Genomic DNA, 16,293 nt, shown 5'->3' with positions numbered 1-16,293 from the left:
ATTGGATAAGACGCCCGGACCTGCCGGGGCGGACGGCCCCGGCTTGTCGCGTCACTCGGGCGGCCGGGACTTGCCGCGGCGGTGGCGTGCCCACAGCCATGCCCCCGCCGCCAGCGCCGCGCCGCCCAGCATGACATGGCGCGAGGTGATGCCCAGCCGCGCCTGGGCGCTGCGGCGATAGCGCGGGTCGAAAAAGCGGGTATCGGCCAGAACGCTGCCCAGCAGGCTTTCCTTGCGCGGGCGGATCGGGCGCAGACCGCGGCCTTGCGGGCGGTTCAGCGCGTCGATGGCGGCGGTGACGCTGCCTTCCTCGGCGATACGCCGCGCGACCTCGGCCGGGTCGCGGCCCAGATGCTCGGCCAGCAGGCCGTCGCGCAAGGCACGGACGGCGTCGCGGTCGCGGCGGTCCTCGGCCAGCAGCGCCACGTCGCATTCGGTGTCGAAGCCCATCGAGCGGCGGTCGATATTGCCCGAGCCCACCCGCAGCAGCCGGTCGTCGATGATCGAGACCTTGGCATGGACATAGATGTCCTCGCCCGCCGCATTGACCGGATGGAGGATGCGGAAGCGGTCGTGCCGGTCCAGCGCCCGCAGCTGCCGGATCATGCGGCTGCGGGTGACATGCATGGCCTCGTCCTCGATCATGCCCTGGGCGGCGCGGGGATTTATCACCACCACGTCGGGTCCGTCGGGCCGGGCCAACTGCCGGCCGATGGCCGCCGTGATGCTGTCGGCGGCGAAATACTGGGATTCCAGATAGATGCAGTCGCGCGCGGCGGCGATGCTGTCGAGATAGAGCCGCTCGATCTCGGCCACGGCGGCGCGGTCGGATTCGGGCGGCTCGGTCCGGGCGATGGCGATGCGGGCGTCGCGAAAACCCACCGGCACGCTGCCCGGCCAGCGGTCGGCGCCGGGGCGGAAGTCCTCGTCCATTTCGGCGTCCTGGGCGCGGGACCAGCGCGCCCGGCCCAGCCGGCTGAGCGCCGCGGCGGCGGGGCCGGACATGACGGTGGTGACATCGTGCCAGGGCTGGGCGATCTCGCCATCCGCCTGCCGGCGGCAAAGGTCGCCGGGGCTGTGGTCGCGGGTGTCCCAGCGCCCGGCGGTCACATCAATGCCGCCGCAAAAGGCCAGGGAATCGTCGATGGCGACGATCTTCTGGTGGTGACAGGCGCCGATGGGATGGCGGCCGTCGAAGGCCAGGTGGATCTGTTCCGGCGACAGCACCTTGATCCGCACCGCCGGCAGCATGCCGCCGGGCGCGATCAGGGCGCCGCCGCTCCATTTCAGCAGGTAGATGTCGAGCCCGGGGCATCGGTCCACAAGCGCATCGAGGAAGGGGCCGATCCGGTTCGGCAGGCCGTCCGGAGCATCGCCTTCGGCATCGCTTTCGCCGGGCAGCATCTCGATCTCGAAATCGAAGTCCCAGCCGATCAGGATCACCAGCCGCTGCGCCTTGAGCAGCGATTCCCGCAGCGCCCGGAAATAATCGGCGCCGTCGACGATGACCGAAAAGCGCTCGGCCGTTTCGACCCGCCAGCAGTTGCGGCCGGGTTGGAATGCGGGATGCTGCATCTGCGCTTGTCCTTGCTGACGGCGTTGCATGCCGAACCGCCAGCCTGCGCGCCCGGTTCCCGCCGGATCATCGGTGGCGTCGCGGCCTTTTCGCTGCGTCCGCGCTGTCGCCCACGCGAGCGGGAATGGAGCCGGTCCCGGGCGGACGGAGGGCGGTGAGGCGAGTTCTGCCTGCGAGGGGTGGAGACCGTGTCGAAACGCACCGTCATGGCAGCGCGGCGAGGGACTGCTCAAGAAGTTCATGCGGCGACGCGGGACTCTGGGCCAGAAACCGAGAAATCCCCTTCAATTCGGCCGGACACATCCAACGGGCCGATCTTCAACGATTCCAGCACGATTTCTGCACCCTATCAGAATCCTTTTCGCGGCTTGGTAAAAGGCTCCTGAAAAATCATTCTGGGCCCGACCGGGATCGGCTGGAAAACAGGGCTTGCGAACGATCCGAGGATGAACTTCCCGCTTTCTGTCCAGTGTGCCGCGTTGCGGAGAGCTTTCAGCAGCCGGTCAATGTCTCGCGGGGTGAGCGGGTCAGACGTGCAGGGTCTCTCGGCCCGAAGAAATCGCCGCCCATGCCCGGCTTCGCATTGCCGCCTGAAGGCTGCGGGTTGGCGTTGCCCGCGCTTTTGCCGCTTTGTCCGGGGGGACGGGTTTGTGCCGCCAACTGCGGCGCTGTGGATCCCATCCGTCAACGCCGCAGGATCAGCCCTCGCTGTTTCGATCCGACGCCATGTGCCGAGCCTTCTCGGTCGCGGCGGCGAGGGCGGCCTCGATGGCTCGGCTGAAGCCCGCCGCTTCGGCCGCGTCGAGCCCCGCCGCGGTGGTGCCGCGATAATCGCGATAGGCGGAGACCAGCGCCTGCGCCTCGGCGATGCGGCCCTCCAGCAGCCGGGCGCCGCCGACCACGGCGGCCTCGGCCGCGCGCCAGGCGATGGCGTCGGGGATGCCCCGCGCCCGCATGAACGCGGCCATCGCCACGGCCATCAGCGCCGGATAGGCCGCGCCCGAGCCGGGCAGGGCGGTCATCAGGTCGATCTGGGCCTCATCCGCCAGCTCGTCGGTGGTGCCGATGGCGCCCAGCAGCCGCCGCACGACCTCGCGGTCTGCTGCCGTCACCGCCTCGGACGCCCAAAAGGGCGAATAGGAGGCGCCGATTTCTGCCGCGGCATTGGGCATGGCCCGCACGATCCGGCCGCCGCAACCGGAAAGCGCGGCCGCGTCGACGCCGGCCATGAAGGACAGCACCAGCCGCCCCTCGGCCCGCAGTGCCAGCCCGGGCCAGTCCTCGGGGCGCACCGAGACCACGATCACGTCGCTCTGCGCCGCCAGATCGGCGGTGTCCCGCGCCCAGACCACATCGGCATGGCCGTGATAGTCGGGGCGCGGCCCGCTGCGGTTCGACAGCACCAGGTCGCGCGGGCTGACGATCCCGCGCGACAACAGCCCGGCGCCAAGCGCCGAGCCCAACCAGCCGGTGGCACCGACAAGCCCGATCTTCATGCGGTCGCAGCCGCGCTTCCGGTATAGGCGTTGATGGCGTTCTGGAACGGGATGATCCCGACCGGCTGCCCGTCCGGGTCCTGAACCTGCAGGGCCTGCAACCGGCTGGCGGCCATGCGCTGAAGCGCCTCGGCGATGCTGGCATCGGCGGCGATGCTGGCCTCGGGCAGCGGCTCGGAGCCCTGATGCGCCACCATGACCGCGCCCACCTTCAGCACCTTGCCCCGGTCGACATGCTGGACGAAATTGGCGACATAATCGTCGGCCGGGCGCATGACGATGTCCTGCGCCGTGCCCTGCTGGATCACCGAACCGTCGCGCAGAAGCGCGATGCGGTCGCCGATGCGCAAGGCCTCGTCCAGGTCGTGGGTGATGAAGACGATGGTCTTGCGGACCTCCTGCTGCAGGTCCAGCAGCACCGTCTGCATGTCGTAGCGGATCAGCGGGTCCAGCGCCGAATAGGCCTCGTCCATCAGGAGGATCGGGGCGTCGTTGGCCAGGGCGCGGGCCAGGCCGACGCGCTGCTGCATGCCCCCCGACAGCTGGCTGGGATAGCTCTTCTCGAAGCCCTTGAGGCCGACCCGCTCGATCCAGCGCATGGCGGTGCGATAGCGCTCGGCCTCGGACATGCCCTGCACTTCGAGCCCGTAGGCGGTATTGTCCAGCACGGTGCGATGCGGCAGCAGGCCGAACTTCTGGAACACCATCGCGGTCTTGAGGCGGCGGAACGCGCGCAGATCGTCCCTGGACATCTCGACGACGTTGCGGCCCTCGATGACGATCTCGCCCGCCGTGGGCTCGATCAGCCGGTTGATGTGGCGGATCAGCGTCGATTTCCCGGAACCCGACAGCCCCATGATCACCTGGATGCTGCCCGGCGCGATCGAGATGTTGATGTCGCGCAGGCCCAGCACATGGTGGTGCTTCGCCTGCAGCTCGGCCTTGGACATGCCGGCGCGGACGGCGGCGACATGGGTCTCGGGATTGGGGCCGAAGATCTTGTAGAGATTGCGGATCTCGATGCCGATGGGATCAGTCATGGCTGGCCTCGTGATGCTTTTGCAGCCGCTTGCCCCAGGCCTGGCTGATGCGGTCGAACAGGATGGCGATGCCGACGATGGCGAAGCCGTTGAACAGCCCCAGCGTGAAATACTGGTTGTTGATGGCGCGCAGCACCGGCTGGCCCAGCCCCTGCACCCCGATCATCGAGGCGATCACCACCATGGCCAGCGCCATCATGATGGTCTGGTTGATGCCGGCCATGATGGTGGGCAGCGCCAGCGGCAGCTCGGCCTTGACCAGCTTCTGCCAGGCCGAGGAGCCGAAGGCGTCCGCGGCTTCCAGCACCTCGCGGTCGACCTGGCGGATGCCGAGGTTGGTCAGGCGGATCATCGGCGGCAGCGCATAGATCACCACGGCGATCAGCCCCGGCACCCGGCCGATGCCCAGAAGCATGACCACCGGGATCAGGTAGACGAAGCTCGGCATGGTCTGCATCACGTCGAGGATCGGGTTCAGCACCGACTGCACCCGCTGCGAGCGCGACATCAGGATGCCCAGCGGCAGGCCGATGGCGATGGAGATCAGGGTCGAGGCCAGGATCATCGACACCGTTTTCATCGTGTCGTTCCACATGCCGAACATGCCGATCAGCGCCAGCACCAGCACGCTGGAGATCACCACGCGCATGCTGCGGCTGGCCCCCCAGGCAAGAACCGCGACGACCAGAAGGACGATGGGCCAGGGGGCGTTGGTCAGCAGCTTTTCGGACCAGCTCAGCAGGTGCTGGAGCGGGCTGAAGAAGCCTTCGATCATGTCGCCGTAGCTGCGGGTGAAGTTGCGGAAACCGTCGTCGATGACCCGCTTGAGGTCGCGCAGATGCGCGTCGTCGATCTGGGGGAATGAGGTAAACCAAGACATGGCTATGCCGTCCACCGTATTGGAGGGGAAAGGGGCGGGCAGCCCGAAGGCCGCCCGGCACAGGGTCGGTCGATCAGAGCGCGCCCTTGATCTTTTCCGCCGCCTCGGGTGAGACCCACTGCGTCCACATCTCTTCATGCGTGCGCAGGAATTCCTTGGCGCCGTCTTCGCCGGTCGCCTGGTTGTCGGTCATCCAGGCCATCATCTTGTTGACCGTGTCGTTGCCCCAGCTGCGCTTGGTCAGATAGTCGATGACGCCCGCATCGGCCTCGTCGGCGAATTTCTTCGAGACCAGGGTAAAGACGTTGTCCACCGGGAAGGCGTTCGGCTTGGGATCGGGACAATCCGCGACCGAGGTGCAGCGCTTCCATTCGTCCATGTCGTTCGGCATGCCGAAATCGACCGCGACCATGTCGTATTTGCCCAGCATCGAGGTCGGCGCCCAGTAGAAGCCCAGCCACGGCCCCTTCTGCTCATAGGCCTTGGCCATCGAGCCGTCCAGGCCGGCGGCCGAGCCGGTATCGACCAGGGTGAAGCCCTTGCCCTCGATGTCGAAGGCCTTGGCCAGCTGCGTGGTCACCACCGTGCCGCCCCAGCCCGCCGGGCCGTTGTAGACGGCGCCCTTGCTGCTGTCCTCGGGCGCCGGGAACAGTTCGGGATGGGCCAGGATCTCTTCGATCTTGTTCAGGTTCGGGTGCTCGTCCAGCATGTAGCGCGGGATGAACCAGCCCTGCTGGCCGCCGTCCGACAGCGAGCGGGCCAGTTCGACGATCTTGCCGTCCGCCTTTCCGGCGGCGACGATCTCGGGCATCAGGTCCACCCAGGCCTCGGGCACGATCTCGGGCTGGCCCTTTTCGATCAGCGAGGTGATGCTGGGGACGGTGTCGCCGACGACGATATCGGCGTTGCAGCCATAACCCTGGTTCAGGATGAACTGGTCGAGATTGGCCATCAGCTCGGCGCTTTGCCAGTTCATGCTGGCGATGGTCAGGTCGCCGCAATCGGCCGAGGCGGCCCCGGCCAGCGCCATGAAGGGCAGGGCGAAGGCGGTGCCGAGGAGGTAGGATCTTTTCATGTTTTCGTTTCCCTGTCGCGACATTGATCACGGCTGCCCGGCCCGTCGCAGGAGGCCGGGTGGCTGATTTGGGTCAGGATGGGTTTCCTGCCGGCTTCTGCCCCGGGACGCGGCCGCGCGCGGCGGCGGCATCCGGGGCAATTCTGATCGGGGACGAGGCTGCCGCCGCGCCGGCGAAAGCAGGGATGCCGCCATGGTCGTCCGTCCGGGACGGCGTGGCAGGGGCGCATCGGGGTGCTGTCGGGGCCGGTTCGGGCAATGGCGTGCCTGTGTTGAAGAAGATCGGCCGGCTGCTGCGGGCTGCCGATGCGTCATCTTCCCAGCCGGACCGCCTGCCGGATGCAAAAATAACGACATAACATGACAAAATAGCGGCATCCTGCCTGGCGTGGGCTTGGTCGAAGGCGGCGCCGGTCCGGCCCGCGGCCCTGCGGGTAGCGGCTGCCGCAGCCCTCATGATGCCGGCCGGGGCGGCGGAATCAGGCGCGCGTTGAAGCGGGCGATCTCGCGCGGCTCGGGGCGGGCGCCGGTATAGATCTCGACATAGGTCGGGATGCGCGCCATGCGCGTCTGCAGCTCTTCGCGCGCCTGCATCGAGATGTAGCCCAGCTGCGTCAGGTAGATGGTGCGTGCCCGCACATCCGACTCGGCCGGGTCGTGGCCCCAGCCCACCAGCATCTCGATCAGCGCCCGCAGCCGGGCCGCGTCCGCCGTCTCGATCCGCTCGGCCACCCTGCGATCCTGCAGCGCCCAGCTGCGCACCGCGAATTCCAGCCGCGCGTCGAAGGTTCCCGACAGGAAGCAGGCCAGCACGTTCAGCATCGCCTCGGTCTGGGTTTCGGCATATTCCCGCGTCGCTGCGACCAGCGGCCTGGTCGTGTGTTCCTCCCAGCCGTCGATCAGCGCGCTCAGCAGCGCCTCGCGATCCTCGAAGAACCAATAAAAGCTGGTGCGCGACAGGTTCAGCTGCCGGGCCAGGGGCAGGATCTTGACCGCCTCGATGCCGCTGTCGATCAGTGCCCGATAGCCGGCCTCAAGCCAGCCCTCGCGGGATCCGCGCCATCCGGTTTCGGAAGCAGCTTGGTTTTCCATATCTTTTCATAAGCGCCAGGACGATTCGGCTCAAGCTGAATGTTCAGCCATGCATATGAAAAGATCAGCGATGATTTTTTTATTGACACCTGTGAACATTTCTAGCTTCTTGGCCTCGGCGACTCCACCAATCCAGGCAGATCCATGTCGAACGATCCCCTTTTGCAGCCGTTCCAGCTGAAGCACCTGACGCTGCGCAACCGCATCATGATCACCAGCCACGAGCCGGCCTATCCCGAGGACGGCATGCCCAAGGACCGCTATCGCGCCTATCACGTCGAGCGCGCCAAGGCCGGGGTGGCGCTGACCATGACCGCCGGATCGGCCTCGGTGTCGCGCGACAGCCCGCCGGTGTTCAACAACATCCTGGCCTGGAAGGACGAGGTGGTCGGCTGGATGAAGCGGCTGGCCGACGAATGCCACGACCACGGCGCGGCGGTGATGATCCAGCTGACCCACCTGGGGCGCCGCACGCGCTGGGACAAGGCCGACTGGCTGCCGGTGCTTTCGCCCGGGCATGAGCGCGAGGCGGCGCATCGCGCTTTCCCGAAGAAGATGGAGGACTGGGACATCGCCCGGGTGATCGGCGATTATGTCGATGCGGCCGAGCGCATGAAGGCAGCGGGGCTCGACGGGATCGAGATCCAGGCCTACGGCCATCTGATGGACCAGTTCTGGTCGCCGCTGACCAATGACCTGGACGGGCCCTATGGCGGCAGCCTGGACAACCGGCTGCGCTTCACCTTCGACGTCCTGCGCGGCATCCGCGACCGCTGCGGCGAGGATTTCATCCTGGGCGTGCGCTATACCGGCGACGAGGACTTGCCGGGCGGGCTGACCGCCGCGGACGGGATCGAGATCTCGCGCCGGCTCAAGGACAGCGGGCTGGTGGATTTCCTGAACGTGGTCAAGGGCCATATCGACACCGACGCCGGGCTGACCGACGTGATCCCGGTGCAGGGGATGCGCAACGCCCCGCATCTGGAGTTCGCCGGCGCGATCCGCAAGGCCACGGATTTCCCGACCTTCCACGCGGCCAAGATCCCCGACGTGCCGACCGCGCGCCACGCCATTGCGGCGGGTTTGCTGGACATGGTCGGCATGACCCGCGCCCACATGGCCGACCCGCATCTGGTCCGCAAAGTCATCGAAGGGCGCGAGGACGACATCCGCCCCTGCGTCGGCGCCAACTACTGCCTCGACCGCATCTACCAGGGCGGCATGGCCTTCTGCCTGCACAATGCCGCGACCGGCCGCGAGCAGACCATGCCGCATGCCATCCCCGCTGCCGAAACGAAGAAGCGCATCACTATCGTCGGCGCCGGTCCCGCGGGCATGGAAGCCGCCCGTGTCGCCGCCGAGCGCGGCCACGCGGTGACGGTCTTCGAGGCCGCCGACCAGCCCGGCGGCCAGATCCGCCTGACCGCGCAGGACGAGCGCCGGCGCGAGATGATCTCGATCATCGCCTGGCGCATGGCGCAATGCGAAAAGCATGGCGTGGCGTTCCGCTTCAACACCTTCGCCGATGCGGCCGATGTGCTGGCCACCGATCCCGACGCGGTCATCGTCGCCACCGGCGGCCTGCCGCATGTCGAGGTGCTTGAGCAGGGCAACGATCTGGTCTGCTCGGCCTGGGACATCCTCGCCGGCGACGTGAAGCCGGGCCGCAACGTGCTGATCTTCGACGACGCGGGCGATCATGCGGCGCTGCAGGCCGCCGACCTGATCTCCGCCACCGGCGCCCAGGTCGAGATCGTGACTCCGGACCGCAGCTTCTCGCCCGAGGTGATGGCGATGAACCTGGTGCCCTATATGCGCAACCTGCAAAAGCGCGACACCACCTTCACCGTGACCTGGCGGCTGCAATCGGTAGCGCGCGAGGGCAACCAGCTGCGCGCGACCTTGGGCAGCGATTATGGCGCCTTCACGCGTGAGCGGATCGTGGACCAGGTGGTGGTCAACCACGGCACCCGGCCGCTGGACGAGTTGTATTTCGACCTGAAGCCGCTGTCCTCGAACCTGGGCGAGGTGGATTACGAGGCCCTGACCACCGGCGGGTTGCAAGAGGTCCGCAAGAACCCCGAAGGGCGCTTTTGCCTCTACCGCATCGGCGACGCGGTGGCCGCCCGCAACACCCATGCCGCGATCTACGACGCGCTGCGGCTGGTCAAGGATCTGTAAACCAGTTTGCATGAGGGCGGTAGCGGATGAAGATTGCGCTCTCCGAACCGCAAGCCGAACCATCTCGTCCGGCCCTGTTTCACCGCACGCCTTCAGGCCGAGCTTGCCCTTTCGCCTGCCGAGGTCAGCCGCTGGGTTGCCTGACGGGGATGTCCACGAGCCGGTGCAGAGCGCCGCCGCCGCCACGGCAAGGCGACGGCACGGCCAAGGTCTTCTGCCGTCGGCAGCCCGCTTCTGCTGAAGGGCCTGAAGGGGGATGTCGCGATTATTCTCGATCCGAACGCCTTCGACCGGACCGCTGAGTAAAACTGCAAGAACCGCTCTGTGGCGATGACGCGAGGCTCCCGCAAATTGGTGATCTGCGTGTTGACCGGCGTGGAATAAGGACCCCACCGACCGGGGGTTGGGTCCATTGTGCTTCCGAGGATTATCGGAGGCCGAGCGCGGGATGCTGATCGTGGAGAGTGAGCCAGTGAGGCGCCACTGGTTCGAGCCCACTGGCGAACGCAAAAATCAGGCGGCTGCATTTTACCGAGGGCAAGGGGATCAAGACGATCTGCCGCGACCTGAAGCTGTCGAAGAAGGTGGTGCGCAAGGTGGTCCGCACCGGGATAACGGAGTTCACCTGCAGCCGGACGGTTCAGCCACACCAGAAGCTGGGCGCCTGGCTTGAGGAACTGAGCCGGCTGTTGGCGATCAATGCGGCTCGTGGGCGCCGGGAACGCCTGACGCTGATCCAGATCTACGAGGAACTGCGCGGCCTTGGCTATGAAGGCGGGTATGATGCGGTCCGCCGCTATGCCTCGGTCTGGGCGCGCACTCAAAGCTCCGGTGCCGCGTCCGCCTTCGTGCCGCTGAGTTTTGCCCCCGGCGAAGCCTATCAGTTCGACTGGAGCCACGAGGTTGTCCTGATCGATGGGGCGACCACCACGATCAAGGTGGCGCATGTTCGCCTGTGCCACAGCCACCCCTCGCGGGTCCAGATGTAGCTAATGTCACCTGCCCATTTCTGGTTCGGCCCGGCCGCACGGAAGTCGCGGTCTAGCAGGTTCGGGGCGATGTTGAATGTATGATCGCTGTCTGTGGTCGCCTTGAACTTGCGCGTTCTTTCAACGGCGATCCCGTTTTCGCGCATCAGGCGACCGACGCGCCGGTGCCCCACATCGACACCGGCCTCTTTCAGTTCCTCGGTCATTCGTGGGCGGCCATAGCTGCCCAGGCTCAGGCGCGATTGTTCCTTGATATGCGCCAGAATGACCGTGTCCATGCGCTGCCTGCGGCTGGCAGGTCGGCTGCGGAAGGCCCGCAACCCACGCGGGCTGACATTCATGATCCGACACAGTCGCTCGATGGGAAAGGCCCCAAGTTGCTCTTCGACGAACCTGAGCCTCATGGCTTTTGGCTGGCGAAGAACTGGTGGCTTTTTTAGAATGTCCCTCTCCTCCTTGAGGATGCGGTTCTCGCGCCGAAGCTGTTCGTTCTCCCGCGCAAGCTCGCGATCCTCGGGCGAGACCACATCCGTGTCGCGGTGCGCTGTCACCCACTTGTTCAGCGTCGAAAGCCCAACGCCCAAATCATCCGCAACCTGCCGGCGTGTCAGCCCGCTGGTCAGCGCAATTCGCACTGCATCCTTGCGAAATTCATCCGTTCTTCCCGTGCCCATAGTTCGTCTCCCTTGCTGCACATTATGCTATCAAAGGAGCGGCACCAAACCGCGACAGGTCCAGCGGGAAGGCCGTCGCGGACCGAGCGGCGCAACGATCACCAGACCGATTCCGAGGCCGGGCCGAGCCAGGGAAATTCTCCCTGCACCTGCCCGCGATCTCGTCGGCATGGGCTTCCGAGACGATGCTGACGAGCCGGACACTGCCGTGCAGCTTTTCCAGCTGGGCGCGATCTTCGATCTTCAGGCGGTCGAACCCGCTGATCGCGTTTCGTGCTTCCAGGATGCGCCTGATGCGTCGACGGATCCGATGCCGGTCGACGATACGGATCATCGGCGCGTTCTCTGTCTCCGGCTCTGTGCGCTCCCAGGCTTCATCGGCAAAAGAGTCCATGCCGCGCAGTTTGCCCAGATGCCGGAGGAATCGGTCCTCGAGCGAGGCGAGCGTTTCTGCGGGATCGAAGGTTCGGACGAGAAGGAACGGGATGCGGGACATGGGCGGGGCTTCTTTCGGCAAGGCTCGGCCATCGACCGGGAGTCAGCCGGCCGTGCGGTGAGGCAGGATAGCCGCCGCAGACAGCAGCGTAGTAAGCTGGATACATGGTCGAGGCCAATGGCACCGGCAGCGCCGAGCAGCGGAGGCAGGACGGTCTTGAGGACCACGCCGGACAGTTGGGTTTTCATAGCACCTCACAGGTTTGCAACCATAGCGTGCTTTTGAGTGATAATCGGAGTTATGTTATCAGAAATCCAATCGCGCCTTTCAGGCTTTGCCTGAAAACCCCGCTGCCAACGCACTTTCGGCGGCCCCGAGAGGAAAGGCTCCGGGAAAGCGGCCGCGCTGGCCGGTCAGGCGGGTGCGCACAAAGGCTTCGGCCACTGCAGCCCCACCAGCGCCCAGCAATTCCGCGGCCGCAAGCAGCAGAGCGCTTTGCTCGACAAACCAGCGCGCCTCGGGCTCGGGCACGCTGCCTGGCCAGCGGTCGCGATGTGCCGACAACTCCGCATCGTAAGCGGCATCCAGGCCACGGGCAGCGTCGAGCCTGGCGGCCAGCGCCTCGGCCGCACGCTGTTCGCGGGCCAGCGTGCGCAGCGCGTCCAGGCAGATCACATTGCCCGACCCCTCCCAGATGCCGTTCAGCGGCGCCTCCCGATACAAGAGCGGCAGCGGCGTGTCCTCGACATAGCCCATGCCCCCCAGCACCTCCATCGCCTCGGCGATCACCAGCGGGCACAGCTTGTTCGACAGATACTTGGCCAGCGCCACACCGATGCGGGAGAAGGCGCGATCCTCGTCGCTGTGGCCGTCGAAGGCATGAGCGACGCCGAAACCCAGCGCCAGACAGCCGTGCCAGTCCAGCACCAGATCGGCCAAGACCGCGCGCATCAGCGGCTGGTCGATCAGCCGCCGCTGGAAGGCGCTGCGATGCGCGACCCAGTGATGCGCCTCGCGCAGGGCGGCGCGCATCAGCCCGGCAGGCGCCACCGCCGTGTCCAGCCGGGTGTGATGCACCATCTCGACGATGGTGCGGATGCCGTCGCCTTCGCCGCCCAGCTGCCAGGCCAGGGCGCGGACATATTCGATCTCGGCCGAGGCATTGGCGCGATTGCCCAGCTTGTCCTTGAGCCGCTGGATGCGGATGCCGTTGCGCCCCTCCTCCAGCCAGCGCGGCACCAGGAAGCAGGTCAAGCCACGGTCGGTCTGCGCCAGGGTCAGGAAGCCGTCCGACATCGGCGCCGAGCAGAACCACTTGTGCCCGGTCAGCCGCCAAGCCTCGCCGTCGCGCTGCGCCCGGGTGGTATTCGCGCGCACGTCCGAGCCGCCCTGCTTTTCCGTCATCGCCATGCCCAAGGTGACGCCAGACTTCCGCGCCATGGCCCGGACCGAGGGGTCGTAGTCGCGCGACAGCATCGCCCCGCGCCAGTCCCCCGGCAGTTCGGCGCCGGCGATCACCGGCATCGCCGCATGGGTCATGGTCAGCGGGCAGCAATGACCGGGTTCGACCTGGCTGGCCAGATAGACCATGGCGGCATGGGACTGGTGGCCTCCCGGCTGCCCCTCCCAGGCGATGCAGTGATAGCCCGCGCCGGCCGACAGCCGCATGAAGCGGTGATAGGCGGGATGAAAGCGCACCTCGTCCAGGCGGCGCCCGCCGCTGTCGAACAGGCACAGTTCGGGCGGGTTGCGATTGGCGTCGCGGGCGGCCCCGCGCAGGTCGGCCCGGCCCAGGGCAGCGCCGTAACCGGCAAGCGCCTCCAGCCCCGCGCCGCTGGCCGCCAGAGCCCGGCGCAGCGCAGGATCGTCGCGCCAGAGGTCACGATCGCCCGGCGGTTCGGGCTGGTTCAGCACCTCATGCGTCTCCAGATCGGCGGTAGCCTTCAGCGGCGTCATGGCGGCTCCTCCGTGCTGCCCGGGGGAAAGTGTAGCCGCGACCGAAGACCCGCGCGAGTCTTCTGCACGCACGGCAAAGGGCCGGCGGCCTCCGGCCAAGTCAAAGCCGCATCCAGCAGCCCGAACGTCTCGCCACCCGCCAGGTTGACGACAATGCCGCGGATGGCCCGCCGCAGCGCGGTCCCGCGCCTGCGCCCGGAAGTATGCCGAAAGCCCGCCTGCCCAGCAAAAGCGAACGGCCGCAGCGGTTGAAGCTGCCCCATCTCCGGATCAGGCGTCTCCCGACATGCTTCTTTTGTGTCCAAATATCCCACGGGGGTCCGGGGGTGTGAAACCCCCGGCGCCAAGATCGCCGGCCGACCGACGCGCCAGGCAGCGGCGCAAGGCTGATCCCTGCCCCGCCCGCCCGACGGCTCTGCGACATTTTGCGACAAAAGAATCCCGCCCGTCGCATTGATGGGTCGGTTCACAAATGATTGAAGGACACAGCCCGCGCTCAGCCAGCCATCCCCGATCCCACTCCACAGGAACAATGCGATGGCGACGCCTTTCCCGCGCCCGGCCACGGGCACCGCACTCTGTCTGCTGATGTCGCTGCCGGTCTTTGCCGGCGGGGCGCTGGCCCAGGAAACCCCCACCGACGAGACCGTCGTGCTCGAGACCGTGGTGATCTCGGCCGAGGAACAGGCCAAGCAGGCGCTCGGCACCTCGACCGTGACGGCCGAGGACATCGAGAAATCCCCTCCGGTCAACGACATCTCCGAGATCGTGCGCAAGATGCCCGGCGTGAACCTGACCGGCGCCACCGCCAGCGGCCAGCGGGGCAACCAGCGCCAGATCGACATTCGCGGCATGGGACCGGAAAACACCCTGATCCTGATCGACGGCAAACCGGTCATGTCGCGCAACTCGGTCCGCATGAGCCGCAACGGCGAACGGGATTCGCGCGGCGATTCGAACTGGGTCCCGGCCGAGATGATCGAGCGCATCGAGGTGCTGCGCGGCCCGGCGGCGGCGCGCTATGGCTCGGGCTCGTCGGGCGGGGTGGTCAATATCATCACCAAGCGCCCCGACACCTTCTCGGCCCAGGTGGGCATGCATTACAATTCGCCCGAAAGCCGCAAGGAAGGCGACTCGGTGCGCTCTAACTTCATGCTGGCCGGTCCCGTGGGTGAAAACCTGACCTTCCGGCTGTTCGGCAACTATAACAAGACCGACGGCGACGCCCCCGACATCAACCGCGTTCCGCTGCTGGACGATGCCGGCAACCCGATCCTGGACGACGACGGCAATCCGGAATACGGCAACCTCGCGGGCCGCGAAGGCGTGGTGAACAAGGATCTGGGCGGCTTGCTGAGCTGGCAGGTCGCGCCCGGCCATGTCGTCGACTTCGAGGCGAGCTTCTCGCGCCAGGGCAATATCTACGCCGGCGACACCATGTTCGGCAGCGTGAAAGAGGATCAGGACGGCGTCAACCTGATCGGCACCGAGACCAACCGCATGTATCGCCGCGCCCTGTCCGTGACCCATCGCGGCGAGTATGATTTCGGCGAGTCGTTCAGCTATCTGCAATGGGAAAACACCCGCAACGCCCGGCTTTGCGAAGGCACGGCCGGCTCTGTGGAAGGGTCGATCACCAATTGCGTCGATACCGATGGCGACGGTGAAAACGACGCGATGGCGTTCAGCACCATCACGCTGGACAATATCACCGCCAAGAGCGAATGGATCCTGCCGATGCAACTGGCAGGCCGGGACAGCCGCGTGACCTTCGGCGCCGAATATCGCGGCGAGTTCATGGAGGACGGCGTCTCGATCCGCGGCTCGCTGGACCCGGACCTGGGCGGCGATATCGGTGTCGATCCCGACGGCGCCAACCGCGACCCCAAGACCGACCAGCAGACCATCGGTCTTTATGCCGAGGCGAACATCCAGTGGAACGACAAGCTGACGCTGACCCCCGGCCTGCGCTTCGACTATAACGACAATTTCGGCAGCGCCTGGTCGCCCAGCCTGAACGCGACCTATGCCTTCAACGACGAATGGACGATGAAGCTGGGCATCGCGCGGGCCTTCAAGGCGCCGAACCTGTATCAGCTGAACCCGAACTACGTCTATGTCACCCGCGGCCGCGGCTGCCCCTTCGTGGACGGCGTGCAGCTCACCGGCCCATGCTACGTCCTGGGCAACCCGGATCTGGAGGCCGAGCGCAGCCTGAACAAGGAGATCGGCATCGCCTATCAAGGCCGGAACGACATCGCCGCCAGCCTGACCTGGTTCCACAACGACTACGACAACCGTATTGGTTCCGGCCAGATCCAGCACAACCCCGGTGCCACCGAAAACCGCCTGTTCCGCTGGGAAAACCAGAAGAACGCGATCATCTCGGGGATCGAGGGCAATTTCTCGACCCCGCTGGGCGAACGCTTCGCCTTCAACACCAACTTCACCAAGATGATCAAGTCCGAGGACGAGAACGGCCAGCCGCTGAGCCTGGTGCCGGATTATACGATCAACGCCTCGCTCGACTGGTATGCGACGCCGGATCTGACCCTGACGCTGGGGGCGACCCATTACGGCAAGATCGAGCCGGCGACGATCAGCAACAGCATGGGCGAAGCGATCGAGGATCCCGAAACCCGCGGCGGCTATACGCTGGTCAATCTGGGGGCGAACTGGGCGATGAACGACAAGGTCCGGCTGTCGGCCGGGGTGACCAACCTCTTCGACAAACAGCTGCTTCGCACCAACACCAGCGACGGCACCAACACCTTCAACGAACCCGGCCGCGCCTTCTATATTGGGCTGACCTCGACCTTCTGATAAGGTCTGGCCGATCCGAAAATCCCGGCGGCGGCGCGGATCCCGCGTCGCCGTCTTCCGCATCCACCGAGGCCG

At 66.5% G+C, this 16,293-nt stretch carries 10 protein-coding genes and 2 pseudogenes; 3 read left to right on the top strand and 9 right to left on the bottom strand.

Annotated features, from left to right (window positions below; translation table 11 throughout):
- Window positions 1-51: 51 nt before the first annotated feature.
- From JCM7685_RS15900 to JCM7685_RS15875, 6 genes are all read right to left on the bottom strand, one after another.
- On the bottom strand, window positions 52-1,575 hold the full coding sequence (locus JCM7685_RS15900; protein ID WP_074970115.1) for a phospholipase D-like domain-containing protein: 1,524 nt from the start codon (window positions 1,573-1,575) through the stop codon (window positions 52-54).
- Window positions 1,576-2,274: 699 nt separating this feature from the next.
- On the bottom strand, window positions 2,275-3,072 hold the full coding sequence (locus tag JCM7685_RS15895; RefSeq protein ID WP_074970113.1) for a pyrroline-5-carboxylate reductase family protein: 798 nt from the start codon (window positions 3,070-3,072) through the stop codon (window positions 2,275-2,277).
- Window positions 3,069-4,112 (bottom strand): quaternary amine ABC transporter ATP-binding protein, encoded by a 1,044-nt coding sequence (locus JCM7685_RS15890; RefSeq protein ID WP_074970111.1) that lies wholly within the window; start codon window positions 4,110-4,112, stop codon window positions 3,069-3,071. The genes JCM7685_RS15895 and JCM7685_RS15890 overlap by 4 nt, the downstream gene beginning before the upstream one ends.
- Window positions 4,105-4,992, bottom strand: a complete 888-nt coding sequence (locus JCM7685_RS15885) for an ABC transporter permease (protein WP_074970108.1) — start codon at window positions 4,990-4,992, stop codon at window positions 4,105-4,107. The genes JCM7685_RS15890 and JCM7685_RS15885 overlap by 8 nt, the downstream gene beginning before the upstream one ends.
- Window positions 4,993-5,065: 73 nt before the next feature.
- Window positions 5,066-6,067 (bottom strand): ABC transporter substrate-binding protein, encoded by a 1,002-nt coding sequence (locus tag JCM7685_RS15880; RefSeq protein WP_074970107.1) that lies wholly within the window; start codon window positions 6,065-6,067, stop codon window positions 5,066-5,068.
- Between the two features lie 453 nt (window positions 6,068-6,520).
- The gene (locus JCM7685_RS15875; RefSeq protein WP_074970105.1) at window positions 6,521-7,159 is read right to left on the bottom strand and encodes a TetR/AcrR family transcriptional regulator; all 639 of its coding nucleotides are present in this window, start codon (window positions 7,157-7,159) and stop codon (window positions 6,521-6,523) included.
- Window positions 7,160-7,303: 144 nt separating this feature from the next.
- Here JCM7685_RS15875 and hpbA point away from each other — a divergent pair, with 144 nt between their 5' ends.
- Window positions 7,304-9,340 carry an N-methyl-L-proline N-demethylase HpbA gene (gene hpbA, locus JCM7685_RS15870; RefSeq protein ID WP_074970103.1) on the top strand — a complete coding sequence of 679 codons (2,037 nt, stop codon included), beginning with the start codon at window positions 7,304-7,306 and terminating at the stop codon, window positions 9,338-9,340.
- A gap of 497 nt (window positions 9,341-9,837) precedes the next feature.
- A pseudogene (locus tag JCM7685_RS19680) lies at window positions 9,838-10,305 on the top strand (IS21 family transposase); the annotation flags it as partial.
- Here the strand turns inward: JCM7685_RS19680 and JCM7685_RS15860 are convergent.
- The 3 genes and pseudogenes from JCM7685_RS15860 to JCM7685_RS15850 all read right to left on the bottom strand — a co-directional run.
- Window positions 10,299-11,003 (bottom strand): annotated as a pseudogene (locus tag JCM7685_RS15860) (IS3 family transposase); the annotation flags it as partial. The pseudogenes JCM7685_RS19680 and JCM7685_RS15860 sit on opposite strands and share 7 nt — an antisense overlap.
- 22 nt (window positions 11,004-11,025) lie before the next feature.
- Window positions 11,026-11,499, bottom strand: a complete 474-nt coding sequence (locus JCM7685_RS15855) for a hypothetical protein (RefSeq protein ID WP_074967419.1) — start codon at window positions 11,497-11,499, stop codon at window positions 11,026-11,028.
- A gap of 267 nt (window positions 11,500-11,766) precedes the next feature.
- Window positions 11,767-13,395 (bottom strand): acyl-CoA dehydrogenase family protein, encoded by a 1,629-nt coding sequence (locus JCM7685_RS15850; RefSeq protein ID WP_074967421.1) that lies wholly within the window; start codon window positions 13,393-13,395, stop codon window positions 11,767-11,769.
- A gap of 537 nt (window positions 13,396-13,932) precedes the next feature.
- On the opposite strand from JCM7685_RS15850, the gene JCM7685_RS15840 reads away from it, so the two are divergent.
- Window positions 13,933-16,218 (top strand): FepA family TonB-dependent siderophore receptor, encoded by a 2,286-nt coding sequence (locus JCM7685_RS15840; protein WP_074967426.1) that lies wholly within the window; start codon window positions 13,933-13,935, stop codon window positions 16,216-16,218.
- Window positions 16,219-16,293: the final 75 nt, after the last annotated feature.

The sequence above is a fragment of the Paracoccus aminovorans genome (genome assembly GCF_900005615.1).
In the GTDB taxonomy this organism is placed as follows: Bacteria; Pseudomonadota; Alphaproteobacteria; order Rhodobacterales; family Rhodobacteraceae; genus Paracoccus; species Paracoccus aminovorans.
This window is presented reverse-complemented; position numbering and strand designations above follow the sequence as displayed.